Source organism: Paenibacillus taichungensis, assembly GCF_003287275.1.
GTDB classification, from domain to species: domain Bacteria; phylum Bacillota; class Bacilli; order Paenibacillales; family Paenibacillaceae; genus Paenibacillus; species Paenibacillus taichungensis_A.
The window spans coordinates 872,291-893,776 of sequence record NZ_QEVW01000005.1 but is presented as its reverse complement, the minus strand read 5'-3'; the positions used below and the strand labels follow the sequence as shown (position 1 = coordinate 893,776).

Genomic DNA, 21,486 nt, shown 5'->3' with positions numbered 1-21,486 from the left:
GTTAGTTTCGTGTGATGTTTGTTGAGGATGATATGTATATGAATTCAAATTGATTGTATTTCATGTTAAATAATATGACAATTGTAGATAAAGGTAGAGTAATCGTTTACATTAATAGGAATGTAGAGTATATATCGTATTTATTAGGTTTTATGAATGAATATGAGAAGATAAAAAAAGAGGATGGGGAATATGGAATCATAAAAAATGATTTTTAATGTAATATTTTATTACATATGAGTCTTTCGGCCTGATAGATTTAGAAGGAGATTTGGGGGGGGAAGTGTTGCAGGATCGTCCATAGCAGAAGTGATCCTATCCATAACGAATAATGAGGGTGTAAGTTAGCAAGTCTTGATGATTTTTGTAATACGATCTAGGAAAAGAGGCTCAATTATTGCCAAATATTTGTATGCCGGCAGTGTTGAGTCTATAATATATGGTGATTTCAATATGTAAATAAATATATATTAATGATTGGAGGAGAAACGATGAACCGAGCCCCCAGAAAGTATGCCAATTACATTCCGATCCGGGAGCTGGAGGCGGTGGAGCAACAATTACTTCCCTTCCAGGTGTACGCTGAACTTCGTGAAAACACTCCAGTCCGCTATGACAACCATCGAGAATGCTGGGATATTTTCCGTTATGAAAATGTGCAATATGTGTTGAAAAACCCTAAACTGTTCTCTTCTGAACGTGATCGTGCCAACGCCAGCATGCTTACTACAGATCCGCCTAAGCACAAACAACTGCGGGACCTGGTTAATCAGGCGTTCACACCTAGAGCGATCGAAGCATTAGCTCCGCGTATTCAGGAAATCGCTGATGAATTATTAACTCCGCACTTTTCAGAAGGTCGTATGCGTCTTATCGATGATCTTGCTACTCCACTTCCGGTTATCGTGATTGCCGAATTGATTGGCGTCCCTGCCTCAGATCGCCAGAAGTTTAAAGACTGGTCTGATGCACTTGTGAAGGGTGCGCGGGATGACAGTGATGAAGCTTTCCAGGAATTGATGGAAGAAAAGAAACGGAACCAGCAGGAACTGGCGAGCTACTTCACGGCCATTATGGAAGAAAGACGTCAGCGACCAGAGGATGATCTGATCTCTTTGCTGCTTGCTGCGGAGATTGAAGGGGAGAAGCTAACGGCAGAGGAAGTGGTCGGATTTTGCATCTTGTTACTTGCTGCCGGTAATGAAACCACAACCAATCTAATTACCAATGCTGTTCGTATTCTGTCAGAGCAGCCTGAGCTTCAACAGCAGCTGCGAGAACACCCTGAACTTATCCCCACTGCGGTAGAGGAAACGTTGCGTTATTATCCTCCAATTGTGGCTATTGGGCGTATTGCCAAAGAAAACGTAGAATTGAACGGACAAACGATTCAGGCCGGGGAACAGGTGATATCCTGGGTAGGATCGGCCAACCGGGACGGTGGTCAATTCGATCAGGCAGAGAAATTCTTGCCTGACCGCAAGCCGAATAGACATATGGGTTTTGGGTTTGGTATTCATTTCTGTCTCGGTGCACCACTCGCACGACTTGAGGCGAGGGTTGTACTTCAGACGATGCTTCGCCAAATGGAAGATATCCAGCTTGTGCCCGATACGGTTTTGCAGCCAATTCAAAGTGCTTTTGTATTTGGCGTTAAAGAATATCCGATTCAATTCAAGAGTTTAATTCACAAGCCCTCTGACGCAATGAATCAATGTTAAGGTTTGAACAAATGAATGTGAAAAGCCGCTTTCATGCCTGATAGGCACTGAAAGCGGCTTTTTCTTAAGAATAAATATCATTTGAATCGAAGCGTCATGATTCTCTGAGCAGAGGAGGCTTTTTGTACAGCTTGAATCTCACCCACACCATGTTGAGCAGCAGCAGACCACCAGAGACGATGAACAATCCTTCGATGCCGATGAACCCGGCCATAAATCCGCCGATTACGGCTCCAAGCATGTTACCCAATGCGAGTGTGCTCGTATTAAAGCTGAACGCCCGGCTAATCATGCTATCTGGCGTATAGGAGCGAATGAGCGCATTGACACTTGGAAGCAGGCCACCCATGAACACACCCATCATGAAACGGACGATGATGAGCTGCCATACCGTCTGCACGAAAGCTTGAGGTATAAGCATGAGCCCTGTTCCTATAAGAGAAAATGTTAATACCTTGTGTGAACCAATCCTGTCACTGAGCTTTCCGAGAATCGGGGACATGGCCATGTTGGACAATCCCGTGACTGCACCGACAAGTCCTGCCCAGAAGGCGACGTTGACATCCGAACCGTGTAATTTCTGTACATATAACGGCAAGAGTGACATCGGGCTGATCATGGCGAATTGCAGCAGGAATGTTACAGCGAACAACGCAGGTAACTGGGGCGACTTGTTCAGTTCCTTCAAACCGGACAATACGGATTGTTCCGGCAGTTTGGCTGCTTCCTTACGGTCAAACTTCTCTCTGACCAGGAACATGGCGAGCATCGAAGCTGCGAAGATCAGTCCGCCAGTAATATAAAAGATAGGGCGGAAACCTACTGCATCAGCGAGCAAACCGCCGATTAGCGGACCCAGAATCGTACCGGCCACTTGGCCGGATTGGCTGATGCCCATGGCAAAACCCATGCGATCTTTCGGCGTTGTACCCGAGATCAATGCAACTGCTGCCGGGTTGAAGCCGGAGATCGTACCGTTGAGCAGTCGTAATAAAAGGAGCTGCCATGGGTTCTGTGCAAAACCCATCAAGGCAATAACAATCGCCATCCCGAATCCGGAACGCAGCAACATAATTTTCCGTCCGTACTTGTCAGACAATTTGCCCCACAAGGGCTGGAACAAAAATGAGGTGAGGAAGTTGGCAGCAAATATAAATCCCGCCCATATGCCAATTTCATGCTCACCAACCACGCCAAGATCCCTGGCGAGATAAAGGGACAAAAACGGGGTAATCATGGTCATTCCCGAGTTGACCAGAAATTGTCCAAACCAAAGCACAATGAGGTTTACTTTCCACGTTTTCAAAGTGCTTTCACTTCCTTTCCGATCGTTTCTGCAACGTTTCAAAAAAACACGATTCTTTCATTATAACATAATTTGCATATGGGTGAGGGGATGTAAGGAATGTCATAGTATTGTCATCGGAACAGATCGACACGTGGTTGTTACCGCTCTTTAAAAAGGGCATAATGTTATTTATGAGTCCAAAAACTATTGGAGGCTTCTTACATGAGCTATAATGATCGTCTGATTCAGGCCAGCTTCAAACAGCAGGTAGACCGTGTTCCCGTGTGGTACATGCGTCAGGCTGGGCGTTATGATCCCGAATATCGCAAGATTAAGGAAAAGTATTCTTTGCTCGAAATTTGCCGTCAACCTGAGCTAGCAGCTGAAGTTACACTCATGCCGGTACGTAAACTTGGTGTGGATGCGGCTATTTTGTATTCCGATATTATGAATCCGGTTGCTTCACTCGGTATAGATTTTGATATTGTTAAAAATATTGGACCTGTTATAGACAATCCAATCCGCACGGCGGCAGATGTGGATCGTTTGCGTCCCATTGATGTTGAAGGAGACCTGTCTCATATTCTGGAGACGATTCGAATTCTGGACAAGGAACTCGATGTACCCTTGATTACGTTTGCCGGTGCACCGTTTACCATCGCCAGCTATTTGATTGAAGGCCGACCTTCCAAAGGGTACATACGGACCAAAACGATGATGTACAGTGAACCTGAAGTGTGGCATAAATTAATGCAAAAACTGGGCGATATGGTGATTACATATGTCCGTGCACACATTGCGAACGGCGGCAAAGCATTCCAACTGTTCGACAGTTGGGTTGGCGCGCTTTCGCCAAACGACTTCAGAACGTATGTGTTGCCGACGATTACTCGTATCTTTACCGAATTATCGGATTTGAATGTACCGAAAATTTATTTCCCGGGTGTGGCTTCTGGAGAATTGCTGCCAACCCTGCATGATCTGCAGGCTGATGTGATTGGGCTGGATTGGAGAGTATCCATCTCCGAGGGACGTAAACGACTGGGCGGAAAATTTGCTGTGCAAGGTAACCTTGACCCTTATGTGCTGACTGCACCGATGGATCTGATTAAGCAGCATGCCAAACTGATTATTGACGAAGGTATCAAGGAGCCAGGGTATATTTTCAATCTGGGGCACGGACTATTTCCTGAAGCATCTTTGGATAAATTAAGAGAACTCACGGCGTATATTCATGAATATTCTGCTGAAGCATTGAAGACTGGGGTGACGGTTACTAATGACTAATACAGTAGGTGTACTGGTGATGTCGTATGGCACGCCTGAGAATATGGAAAGTATTGAAGCATATTACACACATATCCGGAGAGGACGTCCACCTGAACCGGAACAACTGAAGGAATTGACCGACCGTTATGAAGCGATTGTTGGGGGTGTGTTCCCTCTTCGGGAAAACACGGATAATCAGGTTAAAGCCCTCCAGGAGACATTAAACAAGGATGATCGTTCCAATGAGGTTGAATTCCGTTGTTATCAAGGGTTGAAGCATGCGTATCCGTTCATTGAGGATGGCGTGGAACAGATGGCGAAGGATGGAGTTCAAACTGCAATAGGCATCGTACTGGCACCACATTTCTCCACGATGAGTGTAGGGAGCTATATCAAGCGTGCTCGGGAGAAAGCGGAAGAACTGGGTATCCAGATGTCCTTCATTGAGAGTTATCATCTGCACCCGAAATTGATTCAGGCTCTCTCCACACGTGTTAGCGCCAAATTGGATGCTTTCGAGGAAGCTGGAGCCAAACGCGGGGATGTACGCGTGCTGTTCAGTGCACACAGTCTGCCTGCACGAATTGTAGATATCGGTGATCCATATCCGCAGCAACTGCTGGAGACTTCGGAAGTCATTGCTTCCCGTTTAGGAATTACGAACTGGCAGTTCACGTGGCAAAGTGCAGGGCGGACGGCGGAGCCGTGGCTGGGCCCTGATATTCTGGACACGCTTCAGGATCTTGCTCGTGAACAGGTGGAAGATGTGCTTGTAGCACCGATTGGATTCGTATCGGATCATCTGGAAGTGCTCTATGATCTTGATATTGAAGCCAAAGCGATTGCCAAAGAGATTGACATGCGCCTTATGCGTATCGATTCTCTCAATAGTGACCCACTTTACATGGAAACGTTAAGTGACGTCATTATTAGCCAGTGGCAGCAAGGAACGGATGAGTAATGGATGACCATAAACGTCGTGTCGTTGTTGTCGGCGGAGGTCTGACCGGCCTAAGCGCGGCATTTTATATCCGGAAGCATTACCGGGAAGCAGGGGTTGAACCTGTCATTACCTTGGTTGAGAAGAGTTCTTCCATGGGTGGCATGATCGAGACGCTACACCGGGATGGATTCGTCATCGAGAAGGGGCCGGATTCTTTCCTTGCCCGCAAAACGGCGATGATTGATTTGGCTAAAGAGCTGGAAATAGACCATGAGCTGGTCAGCCAAAATCCGGAATCCAAAAAAACGTACATCATGCAGCGTGGCAAGCTGCATCCTATGCCGGCAGGACTTGTTCTTGGCATTCCGACGGAGTTGAGACCGTTTCTGAGAAGTGGCCTTGTATCTCCGGCAGGCAAGCTGAGGGCTTTAATGGATTTTGTCATCCCTCCCCGTCGTACAACAGAGGATGAATCGCTCGGTTATATGATTGAACGCCGACTTGGAGCGGAAGTGCTGGAAAACCTAACTGAGCCGCTGCTTGCGGGCATCTATGCAGGTGACATGCGGAGATTGAGTCTTCAGGCAACCTTCCCGCAATTTGGCGAAGTGGAGCGGGATTACGGTAGTTTGATCCGGGGAATGATGACGGGCCGCAAACCAGCAGAGACTCATACGGGAACGAAGAGGAGTGCTTTTCTGAACTTCCGTCAGGGCTTGCAGAGTCTGGTTCATGCGCTTGTCCATGAATTGCAGGACGTGGATCAACGGCTGAACACTTCCGTGCAATCCCTGGAGGTTCAGACTGGAGATGCAGCCAGATATAGCATTCAGCTGGATAACGGAGAGCGTCTTGAAGCAGATGATGTAGTCATTACCGTGCCTACGTATGTTGCATCCGAGCTGCTGCAACCGCATGTGGATACAGCGGCTCTTGATGCAATCAATTACGTATCGGTAGCGAATGTTGTGCTGGCTTTTGAGAAAAAGGATATCGAACATGTATTTGATGGATCGGGTTTCCTCGTTCCGCGTAAGGAAGGCCGCAATATTACAGCATGTACATGGACATCAACCAAGTGGCTGCACACCAGCCCGGATGACAAAGTACTGCTTCGTTGTTATGTTGGCCGTTCGGGAGACGAACAGAATGTGGAACTCCCGGATGATGCACTGACGGATCTGGTCCTCAAGGACTTACGTGAAACGATGGGCGTAGAGGCCGTTCCGATCTTCTCGGAAATTACTCGGCTCCGCAAATCCATGCCGCAGTATCCGGTAGGTCATTTGCAGCAGATTGCAGCACTCCGGGATGAACTTGGCAGCAAATTGCCGGGGGTTTACATTGCGGGCGCTGGTTATGAAGGGGTAGGCTTGCCTGACTGTATCAAACAGGCGAAGGAAATGTCAGTTCAAGCTACACAATTGATTGATGCAAAATAATTAACGTTATGGCTGTCTCGAACGTAGAGTTTTTCTACAGGGGAGACGGCCTTTTTTGTACCATAAAGCGAAAAGGTGAGAGAAGTAAACTCTTTCAATGTTTGCACTTCCAAGGAATGATGGAAATCCAGAATATGCCTGATATAATATGATAAGGATTGCTGTGAAGAAGAGGAGCTGCCTATGTATCCCCCAAGATCAAAACGAAGTGTACAAAAGAAAAAAGTGAAACGTGCTCGCAAACGCCGGATTTGGATCATTAATCTGGTATTGATTGCGGCAATTGGACTTGTCGGCATCTATTACGCAGTAGGTATGCAGGAGCAACGAATAGACCCAGCGTTGACAGAAACGGCTGTGAATCAGGAACCTGTGAATGAAGAGGGGCCTCAGGGGGGTGATCAGGTGAGTTCACCTGACACGGATTCGGAGGAGGGTACTACTTCGGATGAAGGATCGGAGGATTCTGACAAACAGGTAACTGAAAATTCCGGCGGTAAGTCTGGTGAGAAAAAGCCTGATGCTGCAGATTCCAAGGCAAATGGAAAGACAGATACGGGAACGAAAAAAACGTCGGATACTTCTGCTTCTTCCGGTTCCAAGGGGAGTGAAGGTACAGGGAATGAGACGAAACAGCCATCTAATTCGGCAAAAGATATAACCATTAACTTTGTTGGGGATATCCAGTTTTCGGGCAAAGTGGCTGAATTGTTGGATAAGAATGGTTATGACTATCCCTTTGCAAAGCTCGGCAACTTGTTCAAGGAAGATGATCTGACCATTGGTAACCTTGAAACTCCAGTAACCCTTGGTGGAACTGGTGCAGCAGACAAAACCTATGTATACAAGTCTTCGCCAAAAGCGCTCGAAGCGATGGTTTCAGCAGGATTTGATGCGGTGAATCTGGCCAACAATCATATCCTGGATCAAGGTGTAGAAGGCTTGGTCGATACGTTAACTTATCTTGACCAATATGGTATTGCGCACACAGGGGCGGGTATGAATAGGGATGAGGCGTATGCACCAGCATATCTGGAGCGCAAAGGCATGAAGATTGCACTGCTTGGATTCAGTCGGGTTGTGCCTGAAACGAGCTGGAAAGCGGAAGGGAATCGGGCAGGTGTTGCCGAGACTTATGATTCTACTGGAGCGGTAAAAGCAATTCAGGAAGCCCGTCAAAAGGCTGATTTGGTTATCGTTGTTGCACACTGGGGAGAAGAACGGGTCAGCACACCGAACAATGATCAGACCCGACTGGCGCATGAATTTGTAGATGCCGGAGCTGATCTGGTCATTGGTGGGCATCCTCATGTCTTGCAAGGGGTAGAGTACTACAAAGGCAAATGGATTGCATATAGTACAGGCAACTTTATTTTCTCGAAATCAACGACAGAGGAAACGTGGAAAACAGCGATTTTCCAGGCGAGCTGTAGTAAGGATGCCAAATGTAACATGAAGGTTATCCCATATGAAGCAGGGTTGGGTCAGGCGATTCCCATGGTAGATCAAGCTAACAAACTTCTACTGGAGCAGATGACCCAGCTTTCGCCAGGTATTCGTTTTGATGCGAATGGATTCGCAACGGTAAAATAAGATTCAATTTATTTATTGAGGAGGGGATGAAATGAACAACCTTTGTGTAGCGCACCGTGGTTTTTCGTCCATTGCACCAGAAAATACGATGGCTGCATTTCTGCTTGCCATGGAACAGCCTGAAGTTCAGTGGATGGAGTTGGATGTACAGCTGTCACGTGATGGTGTGCCGGTGGTTATTCATGATTTTACTTTTGATCGGACTACGAATGGAAAAGGATTAGTTCGGGAAAAGGACTGGGCAGATATTCAGCAGCTGGATGCGGGATCTTGGAAAGGAAAAGCTTATAAAGGGGAACGTGTTCCTTCGCTTAGTGAAGTACTGGAACGTTCCTGTGGAAAAGTTCGATTGAATATCGAATTGAAAACGCAAGGGAACATGTATCCCGGTCTGCCAGCAGCGGTTATTCATGAGGTGAGGAAAAGGCATATGCAGCATGATGTGGTCATCACTTCGTTTGAACCTGCGGCTCTGGTTGAAGTGAAGAAACTGGCTCCGGAGTTCAAAACAGGTTTGATTATCGATGCACGGCCAGGGGATCTGGCAGCAGTGCTGCGGCAGATGAATTGCAATTTTCTTTCTATCGGATACACCAATGTGGACAAATCGCTTATGCGCGAGATGCGTATCGAAGGCATTCAGGTAATGGCCTGGACAGTGGATGATAAAACCATCATGAAGCGTCTTGCGGCGATTGATCCGGAGCTGATGTTATGCACAAACCGGCCTGATGTGTGGGAGCAGGCTTTTCATGAAACGAGCAGTCGATTTTTCAGACCATAAACTCCATTTTTTTGAATAGCGAAAATATGATATGTACTTATATAATAAAAAGATGAACATGCTCCATATACGCTAATGAATCCGATAAAGGTGGTCGTTAAATCCATGCTGACAAACATTCGCAATGTATATTGTGTAGGACGAAATTATAAACTTCATGCAGAAGAATTGGGTAACGCGGTTCCGGATGAACCGATGATCTTTATGAAGCCTTCCCATGCGGTTGTGGCCTTGAATAGTGAAACGCTGCAATTGCCTGCGACAAAGGGCGAAGTTCATTATGAGGCTGAACTGGTCATTCAAATCGGGCGGGATTATGAGCCGGGTATGGCTGTAGATGAGTTGGTTGACGCGTATGCATTTGGCATTGATTTTACATTACGTGACGTACAGACGGTCATTAAGAAAAAGGGACATCCGTGGACTGCAGCCAAAGGGTTTAAGAACTCGGCTCCGATTACTGCATTCCAGCCATTTCCGGGGGCCCAGGCTCTTCTTGAGAAAGACTTTACACTCATCAAGAACGGTGCCGAGGTCCAACGGGGCAATATTCGTAACATGATCTTCAGTCTACAGGATATTGTGGATTATGTAGGTCATCATTACGGACTGGGATCAGGAGATGTCATCTTTACAGGTACACCAGAAGGGGTTGGACCAACGGCAGCAGGAGATGTGCTTGAACTGGCCTGGGGCGGCGACTCCTTGGGCAAATGTACGATTACAGCAGCAGTTCAGTAAGTACCATGCATCATCAATCTGCTTACTTAGAGTAAATATGAAACCAACAGATAAAGGGGCGTTTCGACGCTCCTTTTTGGCGTGCCCTCATTCTCTGCCATAGCACATGGGAGACTTTTCATTTACGCGAAGCTGTAGGCTGTATTGGCACTCTCCGTGACTAACTCTTCCAGTTCACTACTGTGCGTTGCGTGCTGCTCAGCGCTAATACTTCCACTTGCGAGTCTTTGATCTAACTGCTCCTTGAGCTGCCTTATTTGCAATGCGACAACCTCGTTAAAGTCACCAGCGTTCTCATCTGCAATCATCCTCAGCGATTTACCCGCGTACAGATCCTGGACCAAGCCATCTTCCGACTTTTGATTCAGAGCACTCAGTAACTCATCTCCACTATTGTCTTTGGTATCTATGTTAACGATGGACCATTTCGTCAAAGGTATAGGGGTTATCGCTGATCTGCCCCAGGCTGTTCCGGCGAAAGACATGGTGACAATCATTGTTCCGACAATGATTACGCGCTTCATATTCATATGTGTCATCCTCATTTCTATGGTTAAGTACGAATTGAATCGTAGCTGGTTTGATGTAACGCTCTGAGGATAATGTAACCGGGAAAGCTGAAGTGAAACTTAAAACCGGATAAGTAATTTAAATATGAGGGACATCTAGCTACGAAAAAATAAAATTAAATTCATACTTGACAGGTTGGGTTAGTGGGTTATATGATGAACTCAATTATTTTAACACTCATTAAATGAACAGTGAAATAAATTGAACAGTAGCGAGCTGATTGGACCACCAAAGGCTCCCGGGACTACTCCACTATGGAATGTCCACGGGAGCCTTTTTTCGTATTTGCTGCCGTTTCAGTTAGACAGGGAGGATGAAATGAGCAATAACGACTGGGAAGCGTTGGAGAAGACGGATTGGTTGTTCCGTAAAATGGTCAGACGATTCGTGAAAGAACGAGATCGCATATCGGTAGAGGGGGTCAGTCTACCAGGCATGCTCATCCTGCACAAAATCATTCGTGAAGGGGAACAGCGGCTGGGGGATTTGGCTGAACAACTGGACTTCACTTCAGGTGCCATTACAGCTTTAACAGACAAGTTGGAGAAAAAGGGACTTACGATCCGCAGGCGCAAGGAAGATGACCGCCGGACAGTTCTGCTGGACATTACTGCAAGTGGACGGGAGATGTTTGCACGGAACAGCAATATCGGTGCCCGATGTATCACGCTTCTGTTTGAGGGCTTTACGACGGAGGAACTGGAGCAGCAAAGCCAATTTTATGAGCGGGTGATAGCGAATCTGGAGGGGTTCTCGGATACGCTGCTGGAATTGGCAGAGAACAACGGGAGGCAGGAACACGATCCATCCACCGAAAGTGACCCTGAACAGAAGCAGAGGGAGAGTACCGGAAAGAGCAACTATCTCAGTTATTAGCGTTTGATCCGATGTGAAAACAAACAATCCAAGGGAGAGATGATCAATGGGGCATTCAACAATTTATCCAACCGGGGCAACCGTATATAACCCTATTAAGGCTTGGGGTGGTTATACCGTGTATCAGGCAGGGGAGGAAGGTGTAGTACTGATTGATATGAATGGTAAGGAGGTTCACCTGTGGAAAGGGCTACTGGGTTTTCCGGCCAAAGTATTCCCCGGTGGCTTCGTATTGGGCAGCACGGGGCGAAGGGATCCGAAGTTCGGTATCCAGGACAACGTCGATTTGGTCCAGGTAGATTGGGATGGCAACATTGTGTGGAAATACAATAGCTACGAACACATCGAAGATCCGGGATATGAACCGCTGTGGTACGCTCGTCAGCACCATGATTTCCAACGTGAAGGCAATCCAGTCGGCTATTACGCTCCTGGGCTCGCACCAAAGACACAGAGCGGGAAGACACTGATTCTTGCTCATAAAAATGTGAATAACCCATCCATTTCGGATAAACCTTTGCTTGATGATGCGATTATAGAAGTCGATTGGGAGGGAAATGTATTATGGGAATGGCTGCCGAACGAGCACTTTGAGGAACTTGGATTCGATGAGGCCGCCCGTAATGTTCTGTTCCGTGACCCGAACACACGCTCATTTGGACATCTCGGTGGTGGGGTGGGCGATTGGCTACATATTAATTCAGCTTCTTATGTGGGTCCAAACCATTTCTATGAAAATGGAGACGAGCGGTTCCATCCCGACAATATTATCTGGGATGCCAGAGAAGCAAATATTATCGCAATTACCGACAGACAGAGTGGAAAGATCGTATGGAGATTAGGTCCCGATTACTCTTTGCCTGAAGTGAAGCATATCGGCACCATTATTGGACAGCATCATGCACATATCATTCCCCAAGGTTTGCCCGGAGAAGGGAATCTGCTGGTATTCGACAATGGCGGCTGGGCCGGTTATGGTCTGCCTAACCCAGCTTCTCCATATGGCTTGAAACATGCCGTTCGCGATCATTCACGTGTGCTGGAGATCAATCCGGTGACCCTGGAGATTGTTTGGCAATATACATCCGCAGAAGCTGGATTTTCCGTTCCGACAGATTCCTATAAATTTTATAGCCCGTATATTAGCTCCGCTCAGCGATTACCTAATGGAAACACGCTAATTACTGAGGGCTCCAATGGAAGACTGTTCGAGGTTACATCCGAGTATGAGCTGGTTTGGGAATATATATCCCCTTATAAGGATGGACGGAACACCAATATGGTCTATCGTTCGTATCGTGTGCCTTATCACTGGGTACCACAGTTGGAGAAGCCGCAGGAGGTTGCTATTGAAGCGATTGATGTGTCTGCCTACAGAGTGCCGGGCGCAGCGCCCAAAGGCTCTTCATCCGTTGTAAGTGTTGAGGTAACACTGCCGTTTGTTGAAGGTGCAGCCTGTGTGGCAACGTCAGATGAAGGCAAGTGAGGTGGCGAAGAGCGACGAACAATGATTAGAACGAATGGGGTGCATACTGTGAGAAAACCGTCCACCTTAACTGGTGCATTATTGATGCTCTTATCACTGTTATTGATATTATCGGGATGTTCAGCAAACGAAACGGTATCCGAAGCAAAAGGCGCATCCGGCACAGAGGCCAAAAAAGTGAAAATCCGGATCGCAGATACAAGTACAAACCCAACGTTCAGGGTAGCCATTGCCAAAGGTTTCTTTGCAAGCCGAGGCATTGATGCAGAGAGCATTACGTTTGGTTCACCAGCGGAAGGTGTAAATGCACTGTTTATCAAGCAGGTGGATATTGCGTACGGGGCTGACTTTCCTGTATTGAACGCTTTGGCAAAAGGGGATTACTCTGTTATTGCTTCCGCAGGTCAGGCTACGAATGAAGCGGCTGCTGCATGGAAATTGTATGCCAAGAACGATATACAGAGTGGTGCAGATCTGAAGGGTAAAAAAGTAAGTTTCATCCGCGGTACATTTATTCCTTACCTGTGGGATGAATATTTGAAGGACCAGGGATTGGATCTAAATGATGTAACCCAGGTGGGTCAGGGAGCATTTGACGAATCCTACATTGCACTAAAGCAGGGTGATCTAGATGCAACCTGGGTCATCGGTTCCGCCTTAACGGATAAGTTCGATGCGCTTGAAGGGGTACATCAACTTACGGATATGTCCCAAACACCTGTACGCCTTGGAATGGGGCTCGTGGCAAGCAATGAGTTCATCCAGGCAAACCCGGAAACGGTGAGTGGTTTTCTCGCGGCGCTGAATGAAGCCTCCGTGTATGCCCAGGCACATCCTGAAGAGGTTGCGGACCTGATGTATAAGGAAACCAAGCAGCCTAAGGAGGCCACCTTGAAGGACCTTCCAATCAATCCTTGGGAAGTTGGATTTACCCAGGCAGCATATGACAGTCTGGCAGGGCAGAAGCAGTATATGGTGGATAACGGGATCATCGAACATGATTTTGATCTCGATAGCAAACTGAACCTGGAACCCCTGAAGCAGACACTGCCAGATAAAGTGACTTATAGTAAATAACTCGCAAATTGCATTGGAGGTGTTCTCATGTCTTTACCTGCAGATCAGCATACAATTCGTATCGAGCAGCTTCGCAAAACATACAATGCCCCCACCCATGGGGATGTTCACTATATTATCAAGGATGTTGATCTGGTCATCAAGGGAGGGGAATTTTTTGTCCTGCTTGGTCCCAGCGGATGTGGCAAGTCCACACTTCTAAATATGATTGCAGGCTTTATCTCCAAGTCGGGGGGGCAGCTCAAGGTGGATAATAAGGAGATCGATCGACCGGGCAAGGATCGAGCCATGGTATTCCAGCAGGCGGATTCTTCACTCTTCCCGTGGCTTACCGTCAGGGAGAATGTGGAGTTTGGACTTCGGATGGCCAAGGTGCCAAAGTCTCAGCGGCGTACAATATCAGACCGATACATTGAGCTGGTTGGACTGGGGAGTCATGAAGCCAAATTTCCAAAGGAATTGTCAGGTGGCATGAAGCAGCGGGTGCAATTGGCCCGGGTGTTAGCCAACGATTCGGCCATCCTGTTGATGGATGAACCATTTGGAGCCTTGGATGCAATGACTCGGCGTACGATGCAGAAAGAGCTAGTAAATATTTGGCAGGAAACTCATAAGACTGTTATTTTTGTCACTCATGATATTCAGGAGGCGCTGTTGCTGGGTCAACGGATTGGAATTATGTCAGTGGGGCCTTCTTCCAAGATAACGGATATTTACGATAATGCTCTGTCTTATCCTAGGAATATTGCTTCATCGGAGTTCAACACCCTATATGACCAGATTCAAAGCCATTTTGAAGAATAATTGAGGTGATAGCAAGATGAGATGGTTGGAGAAAAAGTGGGTGTCTATCCCTCTATTGTGGGTAACGGTAATTCTGATTTGGCAGCTAGGGGCCATGCTTTATGGTCCTGAAGTGATTCCCGGTCCGTGGGATACCATTCTCGGTGCCCGTGAACTGCTTGCTGACGGTACACTAATGCAGTATATCGGAATTAGTTTTACACGTGTGCTTGCGGGTTGGGTGCTTGGCAGTGTGATAGCGATCCCGGTAGGGCTTATCATCGGCAAGGTTCATATGATCCGGCTGTTTGCCGAACCTTTCCTTAATTTTATCCGCTTTATTCCGCCGATCGCATTCATTACCCTGTTCCTGGTCTGGTTCGGGATTGGGGAGCAATCGAAGATTGCGCTCATCATGTATGCAACGTTTTTCATCGTTGTGTTAAACACGCTGACAGGTGTACTCTCCATTGAAGAAGACAAGATCCGGTCAGCCCGCAGTATGGGAGCAAACGAATGGCAGATTTTGCTGCATGTCGTTGTTCCGGCGACGACTCCGTATATCTTCACAGGGGTGCGACTGGCAATGGGCACTTCCTATATGGCTATTATCGGTGCAGAGATGATTGCTGCGAATGAAGGCGTGGGTTATCTGATCTGGAATTCCCGATTATTCTTTCGCACAGATTGGATCTTTGTCGGCCTGATTTCTCTGGGCTTTATGGGCTTTCTCACCGATCGGTTATTCAATTGGTTTGGTCGCAGCGTGCTCTACCGTTATGGTGTAATTGGTGGAACGAAGCGGGTCTGAACGGGCACTTGAGGTACTGTAATCCTCGAAGCCTTAGTTAAACGGAAGCAGGATCATTCATCTCAGTTTTCTCGCAATTTTATCGCAATATCATGGACCTGATTTGGCAGCTTTCAAAGTTGCTGAATCAGGTTTTTTGTATGCGGGGCTAGGGAGTTTCGGCATTGGGTTCAAACCGTGGTATAATTGAATTTCAAAAATATAAAACGTCATGTGGGCCATAGATGCTGCCACATGCAGGAGAACTTATGGACTGGATTATTGGCGCCGTATGCGCTTTTATTGTGGCGGGTGCTGCCTACGCGAAGAAGTCGCTAACCCTATCCGGCTGCCTGGCGGCTGTGACCATGGGTACGATATATTACGGAGCGGGCAACCTGTTCTGGTTTGGAACACTGCTGTTGTTTTTCATTACCTCAACGCTGTTCTCCAAGTTTCGCAAGGATCGCAAGCAGGAGCTTGAGAAATCGTATGCCAAGACGGGCAATCGTGATGCGGGACAGGTCATGGCTAACGGTGGAATTGGGATGTTTCTTGTTCTGGGAAACTGGATTCTGCCACACCCGGCCTGGATGTATGCTTTTATCGGTGTCATGGCTACCGTTACTTCAGATACATGGGCAACCGAATGGGGAAGTCTCAGCCGTAAGCCACCGCGCTCTGTCGTGACGTGGAAGGTGCTGACTCCAGGTACATCTGGAGGTGTTTCATTACTTGGGACGCTGGCTGCTGCCATAGGTGGAGCTTTAATCGGCGTGGGTGCGTTTTTCTTTTCCTGGGTTGCCGGGATCGGAGGTTTGAGTCTGTTCAGATGGATGTGTGTCGGCCTTGTAGGCGGATTGGCAGGAGCTTTTGCGGATTCTTATCTGGGGGCAACGGTTCAGTATATGTATCGTTGTACAGTATGCGGCCGGGAGGTCGAGGTCAGTGAACATTGTGGACACAAAACCGTTCGGGCTCGTGGCTGGTCTTGGATGAGTAATGATCTGGTAAACGTGCTCAGTTCGGTGATCGGCGGATGTTTGGCGATCGGTTTGGGTATCATTTTGGCGTCGTAGGGAGGGAGTGCGTTTGAGCACTGTGCAAGGAGACAAATCGGAGGCAATTTTGGATGCAGCCTATGGTATTTTCGGTTCAAAAGGATTCTATGAGACGAAAATGTCCGATATTGCGGACGAAGCGGGTATCGCGAAAGGCACCATATATTTATATTTTAAAAATAAGGAACAGTTATTTGTTGCCGTATCCAAGCGGGACTGCGACAGTTTTATCAGCCGCCTGGATTATGCATTGAAATCACATCAGAGTACGGGGGATAAACTGGGCGCGATCGCCAAGACTCACCTTACGTATTATTATGAGCGCCGCAATCATACCAAGCTGTTTTTTATGGCACCCAATAATGATCCGGATCTGATGAGATTCATGAAGGCGTTTATGAATGAATATATGAGCATGGTGCGTGAGGTGTTAGAGCATGCTGGCGTGCCTGAGCCTGTGCTGCTCGCAGAAGCTTATATTGGTATTCTCGATCGGCTAAAGATGGATATCATGCTGAATCCGGATTTTAACGAGGAGCACCTGAACAAACGAATTGCTTTTGCAGCAGCTTTGTTTCTGGACGGATGTCGTTCCTTTTTGCAAATATAGCGTGAGTGGGCGTAATTGCATCTTATGCGCAGCCTCATATTGAATACATTTTACAGAGAAGTAGGTTACGAGCAATGAACATAATGACGGTAGAGCAAGTTGCGAAAAGCTATGGTGAGAAAATATTGTTTAAAGACGCCTCATTCGGCATGGGCGATCAGGACAAAATTGGTGTCGTTGGTGTCAATGGAACCGGGAAGTCCACTTTTTTGCGTGTCATTGCGGGTATGGAGCCAGCGGATGAAGGACAGATCTCGATTGGGAATGACGTGCGTATTCAGTTCCTGGCACAGAATCCGCAGTTTAACCCGAATAATACGGTCTTGCAACAAGTATTTGAGGGTGACAGTCCGGAGATGAAAACAGTACGTGAGTATACAGAAACAATGGAGCTGCTGGAACTTAATCCTTCCGATCCGGCGCTGCAAGAGCGTTTGTTGCGCTTGAACCAGCAAATGGAGCAGCTTCAAGTTTGGCAGATGGAAAGTGAAGCGAAGAGCATTCTGTCCAAACTGGGCATTCGTCAATTTGATGCGTTGATGGGCACATTGTCTGGTGGACAGCGCAAACGGGTGGCGCTTGCTTCCGCGCTGATTCATCCCTGCGAATTGCTCATTCTGGATGAGCCTACGAACCATATTGATAATGATTCCGTAGTTTGGCTGGAACAGTATTTGCAAAAACGGCGCGGCGCCTTGCTCATGATTACGCATGATCGTTATTTCTTGGATCGTGTAGCAAATGTGATGTTGGAGCTCGATCATGGACGTTTATTCCGGTATGAGGCCAACTATACCCGCTTCCTGGAACTGAAGGCTGAGCGTGAAGAGCGTGAATCCGCATCCGAACAAAAGCGGCAAAATCTGCTGCGTACGGAACTCGCCTGGATTCGTCGCGGTGCAAAAGCACGGACCACGAAACAAAAAGCGAGAATTGATCGCTTTGAACAGTTAAAGGATCAACAGGGGCCTAATCGTTCAGGCTCACTAGAGGTATCCGTGGGTTCTACTCGTTTGGGTAAAAAAATACTGGAGATTGAGCATCTGTCCAAATCGGCAGATGGCCGTAAATTGATTGACGATCTCAGTTACATTGCGGTACCTGGTGATCGGGTGGGTATTGTGGGCCCGAATGGTAGCGGTAAATCTACCTTGTTGCAAATGATTTCTGGTAAGCTGGAACCCGATGCAGGGGAAGTTGTTGTGGGACCAACGGTTAATTTGGGCTACTTCACTCAGGAGCATCAGGAGATGAATGAATCTCTGCGGGTAATTGAGTACATCAAGGAAGTGGCCGAGAATATAAAAACGGCTGATGGATCTCTCATTACCGCTGCTCAGATGCTGGAGCGTTTCCTCTTCACCCCTGCGTCACAGTGGACACCAATCTCCCGTCTGTCTGGCGGAGAGAAGCGTCGCCTATATCTGCTGCGTGTGCTGATGGCTGCACCGAATGTCCTGCTGTTGGATGAACCTACGAACGACTTGGATATTCAGACACTCGCTGTACTCGAAGATTACCTGGATGATTTCCCGGGTGTTGTATTTGTCGTATCCCATGATCGGTACTTCCTGGATCGGACGGTGGATAAAGTACTGTCTTTTGAAGGTGGCGGTGCTGTGCGTGTGCATGTTGGGGACTACAGTGAATATGCAGAATGGATGCTGAAAAATGCACCCGGATCTTCTCAGGAAAGTGCGACGGGAACAGCAGCTAAAGTGAAACCGGCAACGGAGGAAAGTAAACCTGCTGCCTCGGCGGCTAAACCTAAGTTGAAGTTCAGCTTCAAGGAACAGCGTGAATATGACCAGATCGATGAGAATATCGAAAAAGCTGAAGCCAAGCTCGCTCGCATTAATAAAGAGATGGAAGAATCGTTCAGCGACTCAGCCCGTCTACAGGAGTTAATGGCAGAGCAGGCGGAGGCAGAGCGTCATCTGGACGAACTGATGGAACGGTGGACCGTTCTGAATGAGCTTGCGGAACAGATTGAAAACAGCAAGTCTTAAAGTTTATTTCAATGAATCGTCTTCTCCTCAAAAGCGGCTTGTAGTCGCCTTTTGGGGGATGGCGATTTTTTTGCATTGATGAAAATGAATTTATATGAAACGTTAACCATATTCAATCCGTTTATTAAATAAAGAATTCCATAGAAGGGGGAGAACTCCACATCCATGTACAGAGAACTGAATGAACAATTGGCAGTGATCAAGGAAAAAGGAAGAATATATGAGAAATGGAATGATCGGTTGGAGAAGCTGAATCAGGAGGAAGCGGAATGGAAGAGGAAAGTACAGCAGCGTCTGGAGCATCTACAGAAGGAACAAAACGATGTCGATCGCCTCAACAGCATGACGTTATCCGCATTCTTTTATCATTTAATCGGCAAAAAAGAGGATCGACTGGAAAGAGAAGAAATGGAGTTGATGGAAAGTAAGGCAGCGTACGATACAGCATGCCAGATGTTAACGGATATCCAGAAGCAGCGCTCGCAAGTTGAGCAGCAACTGGAAGGACAGCGGCAATATCAATTCTGGCAGAGTGATTACAAGGTGTTATGGGGCAAAAAGGAAAACGATTTGCTCGATAAAGATGCAGAATTGCAGCAAATGGCTGAGGACCGGGAACATCTCTCAGGAGAGCTTCAAGAGCTCAATGAAGCAGAACGAGAGGGGCAGTATCTGCTTGATGCACTGGAACGTGCTAAAAAGGCTTTGTCCTCTGCTGGAAATTGGGGAGTATACGACATGATGGGTGGGGGGATGATCTCGACTCATATTAAGCGCAGCAGAATGGATGATGCTCAGGTTGCCATTATGGATGCCGGAAGACGCCTTCGCCGATTTCAAAAGGAGCTGGAGGATGTGAAGATGGCTGTAAACACGGAATTACACCTTGGAGGCCTGCTTTCATTCGCAGACTATTTCTTCGATAATCTCTTTGTGGATTGGATGGTACAAGACAAAATTCGCAAAGCTGAAACTCAGGTGAAGGATGGACTGAGTGCAGTTCGAAGCACGATGCGTGTGCTGAAGGATGAGATCCGGGATCACAAGGTGAAGCTGGAGCATCTGGAACGTAGGTATCTCGAACATATTGAACGAGCGGACTAAATCATCTCAAAGAAAAAGGACACTTCCAGCGTGCCCCTAAACGGCGGCGTAGCAGGAGTGCCCTTTTTTACATGATACAGGTAAATCATAGGTGTTCAAAGTCGAATTGCATACCCCGACAAGATCGAAATCACAACTCTGATCATGTATTCAAATGCTGTAATACCATACGACTTGTCCATGACCATGTCACAATTACTTGGTTGTAATATATGCGGCGAGCAGTCTCGCTGTATTCAGGACAGCGTCTTTATGCGTGCGTTCCATGGAGTGGGAAGCATGAACACCCGGACCAATCAATGCAGCCCGAATGTTATTTCCTCCACGTAAAGCTGCGCTGCCATCGGAGCCGTATTGTGGATAGATATCAACGACATAATCAAGGCTTGCTTGTTTGGCCAGTTCGATAAGTCGAGTGGTCATATCATAGTCATATGGTCCGGACGAATCCTTGGCACAGATGGATACATCCGTCTCCTTGCAGCTCAGGTCGTCACCCATTGCGCCCATGTCTACAGCAATTAATTCGCTAATTTCCGCAGGGATGTAAGATGCGCCGTGTCCAACTTCTTCGTAGTTTGAGATGAGCAGCGAAACGTTATGTAGTGGTTTCCAGTTTTCGCGATGTGCAGATTCCAGGATACCGAACAAGGCAGCTACGCTGGCTTTATCATCAAGGTGACGCGATTTGATATATCCGCTGGGTGTAATGACCGCACGGGCATCGAAGGAAATAAAGTCCCCTACAGAGATACCCAATGCCAAAACATCTTCCTTGGAAGAGACCACTTCATCGATACGCACTTCCATATGGCTCTCGCTTCGCTCAAACGTACGTGCATCCGGATAGACGTGCACAGAAGGGTGCAGGGATAGGATGGTTCCTGTATAGGTCTTTCCATCACGTGTATGGATGGAGCAATACTCATTCTCGATACTGTTCATCGTAAATCCACCGACAGAGGTGAGCTTCAGTGTGCCGTAGGAAGTGATGGAACGCACCATGGCTCCCAATGTATCCACATGTGCGCTCAGTCCGATCGTTCTGGAAGAATCCTGTCCAGGCAATGTGAGTACAGCTCCGCCTTTGTTGTTCAATTCAAAAGCAACATGAAGTGATTCAGCTTCCTTGCGGATCATCTCAATAATATCTTTGGTATAGCCACTAGGGCTGGGAGTATCAAGTAACTTTTTCAGAAAAGACAGGACATAGGATTCGTCAATGGTAAAACTCATATGGGAATTTCCTCCTCGTTAATGAATGTACAGAAAGTTGTTCTTAAAACAGAATACAGCCTGTCTGGCAGAATGTACAATCCCATTCTTGATAGCCAGCAGG

Annotated in this window: 19 protein-coding genes; 16 read left to right on the top strand and 3 right to left on the bottom strand. The window is 47.2% G+C overall.

The features are described from left to right. Window positions 1-491 precede the first annotated feature (491 nt). A complete protein-coding gene (locus DC345_RS09175) occupies window positions 492-1,721 on the top strand; it encodes a cytochrome P450 (protein WP_113052803.1) in 1,230 nt (409 codons plus the stop codon). 94 nt (window positions 1,722-1,815) lie between these two features. On the opposite strand, the gene DC345_RS09170 is transcribed toward DC345_RS09175, so the two are convergent. Then, window positions 1,816-3,027, bottom strand: a complete 1,212-nt coding sequence (locus DC345_RS09170; protein WP_113052802.1) for an MFS transporter — start codon at window positions 3,025-3,027, stop codon at window positions 1,816-1,818. 204 nt (window positions 3,028-3,231) lie between these two features. Here DC345_RS09170 and hemE point away from each other — a divergent pair, with 204 nt between their 5' ends. The 6 genes from hemE to DC345_RS09140 all read left to right on the top strand — a co-directional run bounded on the left by hemE (window position 3,232) and on the right by DC345_RS09140 (window position 9,781). Continuing rightward, entirely contained in the window at window positions 3,232-4,296 is a 1,065-nt protein-coding gene (gene hemE / locus DC345_RS09165) for a uroporphyrinogen decarboxylase (protein ID WP_063564891.1), read from the top strand. Continuing rightward, on the top strand, window positions 4,289-5,239 hold the full coding sequence (gene hemH / locus DC345_RS09160) for a ferrochelatase (RefSeq protein ID WP_113052801.1): 951 nt from the start codon (window positions 4,289-4,291) through the stop codon (window positions 5,237-5,239). The genes hemE and hemH overlap by 8 nt, the downstream gene beginning before the upstream one ends. Beyond that, complete coding sequence (hemY, locus tag DC345_RS09155; protein WP_113052800.1) at window positions 5,239-6,663, top strand: protoporphyrinogen oxidase; 1,425 nt, start codon at window positions 5,239-5,241, stop codon at window positions 6,661-6,663. Before hemH ends, hemY begins: the two co-directional genes overlap by 1 nt. Window positions 6,664-6,846: 183 nt before the next feature. Next, on the top strand, window positions 6,847-8,256 hold the full coding sequence (locus DC345_RS09150; protein ID WP_113052799.1) for a CapA family protein: 1,410 nt from the start codon (window positions 6,847-6,849) through the stop codon (window positions 8,254-8,256). A 31-nt stretch (window positions 8,257-8,287) separates the two neighbouring features. Next, a complete protein-coding gene (locus tag DC345_RS09145; protein ID WP_113052798.1) occupies window positions 8,288-9,040 on the top strand; it encodes a glycerophosphodiester phosphodiesterase in 753 nt (250 codons plus the stop codon). A gap of 105 nt (window positions 9,041-9,145) precedes the next feature. Beyond that, on the top strand, window positions 9,146-9,781 hold the full coding sequence (locus DC345_RS09140) for a fumarylacetoacetate hydrolase family protein (protein ID WP_113052797.1): 636 nt from the start codon (window positions 9,146-9,148) through the stop codon (window positions 9,779-9,781). A gap of 122 nt (window positions 9,782-9,903) precedes the next feature. On the opposite strand, the gene DC345_RS09135 is transcribed toward DC345_RS09140, so the two are convergent. Then, window positions 9,904-10,311 (bottom strand): hypothetical protein, encoded by a 408-nt coding sequence (locus DC345_RS09135; RefSeq protein ID WP_113052796.1) that lies wholly within the window; start codon window positions 10,309-10,311, stop codon window positions 9,904-9,906. A 358-nt stretch (window positions 10,312-10,669) separates the two neighbouring features. Between DC345_RS09135 and DC345_RS09130 the strand changes: the two genes are divergently transcribed. From DC345_RS09130 to DC345_RS09090, 9 genes are all read left to right on the top strand, one after another. After that, on the top strand, window positions 10,670-11,227 hold the full coding sequence (locus DC345_RS09130; protein ID WP_113052795.1) for a MarR family winged helix-turn-helix transcriptional regulator: 558 nt from the start codon (window positions 10,670-10,672) through the stop codon (window positions 11,225-11,227). Between the two features lie 46 nt (window positions 11,228-11,273). Beyond that, window positions 11,274-12,713, top strand: a complete 1,440-nt coding sequence (locus DC345_RS09125) for an aryl-sulfate sulfotransferase (RefSeq protein WP_113052794.1) — start codon at window positions 11,274-11,276, stop codon at window positions 12,711-12,713. Between the two features lie 21 nt (window positions 12,714-12,734). Then, a complete protein-coding gene (locus DC345_RS09120; RefSeq protein WP_113052793.1) occupies window positions 12,735-13,790 on the top strand; it encodes an ABC transporter substrate-binding protein in 1,056 nt (351 codons plus the stop codon). A gap of 27 nt (window positions 13,791-13,817) precedes the next feature. After that, window positions 13,818-14,594, top strand: a complete 777-nt coding sequence (locus tag DC345_RS09115) for an ABC transporter ATP-binding protein (RefSeq protein ID WP_113052792.1) — start codon at window positions 13,818-13,820, stop codon at window positions 14,592-14,594. A gap of 16 nt (window positions 14,595-14,610) precedes the next feature. After that, window positions 14,611-15,384, top strand: coding sequence for an ABC transporter permease (locus DC345_RS09110; RefSeq protein WP_076292050.1), 774 nt, complete (start codon window positions 14,611-14,613; stop codon window positions 15,382-15,384). A 248-nt stretch (window positions 15,385-15,632) separates the two neighbouring features. Further along, window positions 15,633-16,442 (top strand): DUF92 domain-containing protein, encoded by an 810-nt coding sequence (locus DC345_RS09105; RefSeq protein ID WP_113052880.1) that lies wholly within the window; start codon window positions 15,633-15,635, stop codon window positions 16,440-16,442. Window positions 16,443-16,455: 13 nt separating this feature from the next. After that, window positions 16,456-17,034 (top strand): TetR/AcrR family transcriptional regulator, encoded by a 579-nt coding sequence (locus DC345_RS09100; RefSeq protein ID WP_113052791.1) that lies wholly within the window; start codon window positions 16,456-16,458, stop codon window positions 17,032-17,034. Window positions 17,035-17,108: 74 nt separating this feature from the next. Beyond that, complete coding sequence (locus DC345_RS09095; RefSeq protein ID WP_113052790.1) at window positions 17,109-19,043, top strand: ABC-F family ATP-binding cassette domain-containing protein; 1,935 nt, start codon at window positions 17,109-17,111, stop codon at window positions 19,041-19,043. A gap of 165 nt (window positions 19,044-19,208) precedes the next feature. Further along, window positions 19,209-20,147, top strand: a complete 939-nt coding sequence (locus DC345_RS09090) for a hypothetical protein (protein ID WP_113052789.1) — start codon at window positions 19,209-19,211, stop codon at window positions 20,145-20,147. 195 nt (window positions 20,148-20,342) lie between these two features. Here DC345_RS09090 and DC345_RS09085 read toward each other — a convergent pair whose 3' ends face one another. Then, on the bottom strand, window positions 20,343-21,383 hold the full coding sequence (locus tag DC345_RS09085; RefSeq protein WP_113052788.1) for a M42 family metallopeptidase: 1,041 nt from the start codon (window positions 21,381-21,383) through the stop codon (window positions 20,343-20,345). Between the last annotated feature and the right edge of the window lie 103 nt (window positions 21,384-21,486).

What these genes read in the sequence shown, in the direction of transcription:
- DC345_RS09175 (WP_113052803.1), top strand. Translation starts at nt 492, where the DNA reads ATGAACCGAGCCCCCAGAAAGTATGCCAATTACATTCCGATCCGGGAG.
- hemE (WP_063564891.1), top strand. Translation starts at nt 3,232, where the DNA reads ATGAGCTATAATGATCGTCTGATTCAGGCCAGCTTCAAACAGCAGGTA.
- hemH (WP_113052801.1), top strand. Translation starts at nt 4,289, where the DNA reads ATGACTAATACAGTAGGTGTACTGGTGATGTCGTATGGCACGCCTGAG.
- hemY (WP_113052800.1), top strand. Translation starts at nt 5,239, where the DNA reads ATGGATGACCATAAACGTCGTGTCGTTGTTGTCGGCGGAGGTCTGACC.
- DC345_RS09150 (WP_113052799.1), top strand. Translation starts at nt 6,847, where the DNA reads ATGTATCCCCCAAGATCAAAACGAAGTGTACAAAAGAAAAAAGTGAAA.
- DC345_RS09145 (WP_113052798.1), top strand. Translation starts at nt 8,288, where the DNA reads ATGAACAACCTTTGTGTAGCGCACCGTGGTTTTTCGTCCATTGCACCA.
- DC345_RS09140 (WP_113052797.1), top strand. Translation starts at nt 9,146, where the DNA reads ATGCTGACAAACATTCGCAATGTATATTGTGTAGGACGAAATTATAAA.
- DC345_RS09135 (WP_113052796.1), bottom strand. Translation starts at nt 10,311, where the DNA reads ATGAATATGAAGCGCGTAATCATTGTCGGAACAATGATTGTCACCATG.
- DC345_RS09130 (WP_113052795.1), top strand. Translation starts at nt 10,670, where the DNA reads ATGAGCAATAACGACTGGGAAGCGTTGGAGAAGACGGATTGGTTGTTC.
- DC345_RS09125 (WP_113052794.1), top strand. Translation starts at nt 11,274, where the DNA reads ATGGGGCATTCAACAATTTATCCAACCGGGGCAACCGTATATAACCCT.
- DC345_RS09120 (WP_113052793.1), top strand. Translation starts at nt 12,735, where the DNA reads ATGATTAGAACGAATGGGGTGCATACTGTGAGAAAACCGTCCACCTTA.
- DC345_RS09115 (WP_113052792.1), top strand. Translation starts at nt 13,818, where the DNA reads ATGTCTTTACCTGCAGATCAGCATACAATTCGTATCGAGCAGCTTCGC.
- DC345_RS09110 (WP_076292050.1), top strand. Translation starts at nt 14,611, where the DNA reads ATGAGATGGTTGGAGAAAAAGTGGGTGTCTATCCCTCTATTGTGGGTA.
- DC345_RS09105 (WP_113052880.1), top strand. Translation starts at nt 15,633, where the DNA reads ATGGACTGGATTATTGGCGCCGTATGCGCTTTTATTGTGGCGGGTGCT.
- DC345_RS09095 (WP_113052790.1), top strand. Translation starts at nt 17,109, where the DNA reads ATGAACATAATGACGGTAGAGCAAGTTGCGAAAAGCTATGGTGAGAAA.
- DC345_RS09090 (WP_113052789.1), top strand. Translation starts at nt 19,209, where the DNA reads ATGTACAGAGAACTGAATGAACAATTGGCAGTGATCAAGGAAAAAGGA.
- DC345_RS09085 (WP_113052788.1), bottom strand. Translation starts at nt 21,383, where the DNA reads ATGAGTTTTACCATTGACGAATCCTATGTCCTGTCTTTTCTGAAAAAG.